This window comes from Bradyrhizobium sp. NAS96.2, from assembly GCF_001908235.1.
GTDB lineage: Bacteria > Pseudomonadota > Alphaproteobacteria > Rhizobiales > Xanthobacteraceae > Bradyrhizobium.
The window spans coordinates 1-1,618 of sequence record NZ_LGHK01000307.1 but is presented as its reverse complement, the minus strand read 5'-3'; the positions used below and the strand labels follow the sequence as shown (position 1 = coordinate 1,618).

Here is a 1,618-nt window from a genome sequence, read left to right as displayed (position 1 = left end):
TCGCCCTCGATTGCGCTCGCGGCCACCGGCGCCCTCGCCTCGCTGGCGCTGGCGCTGACCTTCGCGCTCGACAAGGGCTGGCTCACCATCGCGCTGGCGCTGGTGTCGACGGGCGCGGCGTGGCTGTCGGTGCAGCGGCCGATCCCGTTCCTGCGCTGGCTCGCCGCGATCTTCGCCGGCATCGTCGTGCTGCGCATCGGCTATGAGCCGCGGATCGCGGGCGATGTCGTCGGCACCACGCCGATCTTCAACTGGCTGCTGTGGGGCTATGGCGTTCCGGCGCTGTCATTCTGGGCGGGAAGCCATTTCCTGCGCCGCAACGGCGACGACGTGCCGCTGCGCATGGTCGATTCAGCCGCGATCCTGTTCACGGTGCTGCTCGCCTTCATGGAGATCCGCCACGCAGTCAATGGCGGCGACGTCTACTACGCCAGCGCCGGACTGACCGAGATCGCCTTGCAGGTCGGCGTGGCGCTCGCGATGGCGATCGGGCTGGAGCGGCTGCGCGTGCGCAGCGGCAGCATCGTCCACAATGTCGCCGCGGTGCTGCTGACCGTCTTCGCCGGGCTTGCCAGCCTGTTCGGGCTGCTGGGGCTGGAGAACCCGATGCTGTGGTGGCAGGACGTCGGCGGCAGCTTCATCAACCTGCTGCTGCTCGGCTATGCGCTGCCGGCTGTACTGGCGTTGCTATTGTCCTACGCGGTAGCGGGCCATCGTCCGGCAAGCTACGCCAACACGATTGCGGCCGGCGCGCTCATCCTTGCGCTCGCCTATGTCACGTTCGAAATCCGCAGGCTGTATCACGGGCCGGTATTGTCGCGCGGCGAGACCACGGGCGCGGAGCAATACACCTATTCGATCGCGTGGCTGATGTTCGGCGTCGCGCTGCTCGGTGTCGGCCTCGTGGTCAACTCGGAGCGCGCGCGGCTCGCCTCCGCCGCGGTGATCGGGCTGACGATCCTGAAGGCGTTCCTGGTCGACATGTCGACGCTATCAGGGGTCTACCGGGCGCTGTCCTTCATGTGCCTCGGCATCGTGCTGGTCGCGATCGGCTGGCTGTATCAGCGGATCCTATTCCGCAGGCGCGCGGCTCCGCCTGTGCCGCAGACCGGGGCTTGAAGCTGATGGTCATGAACGGCGAGAGCCTCAGTCGACGGATTCAGCGACTAGGCGAATCCGGAACACCGGCTTTCTGCCCTCGTCGAGCAACTCCATGTGCCACTCGCTGTTCTGCTTCATGTTGCGCGAAATGCTGCCGAGGAAATTGCCGCAGACCTTGGTCATCTCGGCCCAGGCCACGTCGCGGCTCTCGAACTCGGTCGCGTGATCGGACCCACCGGCGAAATCGCCGTCACTGATCCGGAAAAAATACTGCGCCATATGACTACTCAAATCGGTGTCCCCACCATTCCGCCTCGCGGCGATGAACGCTAGGTATTGAGTAGCTATCAAGGCGTGGCGACCGCCATCCGTATGACTACGGCTCGGAGCGTATTCCCGCTAGCGCGCAGATGAGAAAGTTAGAGCTTTTTCGAGCGAAGCCTGTCCCGCACTTGATGCGGGATGGATACCGGTTCGCGTGAAGAAAACGCGTCAAAACAAGAATCTGGAGCCTCGT

General features: G+C 64.6%; 2 protein-coding genes. One reads left to right on the top strand and one right to left on the bottom strand.

Features of this window, described 5'->3' with window-relative positions; genetic code table 11:
* The coding region (locus AC628_RS40455; protein ID WP_143202077.1) for a DUF2339 domain-containing protein at positions 1 to 1,119 on the top strand (1,119 nt) is incomplete at its 5' end.
* A gap of 27 nt (positions 1,120 to 1,146) precedes the next feature.
* Here the strand turns inward: AC628_RS40455 and AC628_RS40450 are convergent.
* Positions 1,147 to 1,380, bottom strand: coding sequence for a DUF6894 family protein (locus AC628_RS40450; protein ID WP_050629968.1), 234 nt, complete (start codon positions 1,378 to 1,380; stop codon positions 1,147 to 1,149).
* Positions 1,381 to 1,618 lie beyond the last annotated feature (238 nt).

Bases quoted from the DNA above. Each gene is read 5' to 3' on its own strand.
- AC628_RS40450 (WP_050629968.1), bottom strand. From the start codon at position 1,380: ATGGCGCAGTATTTTTTCCGGATCAGTGACGGCGATTTCGCCGGTGGG.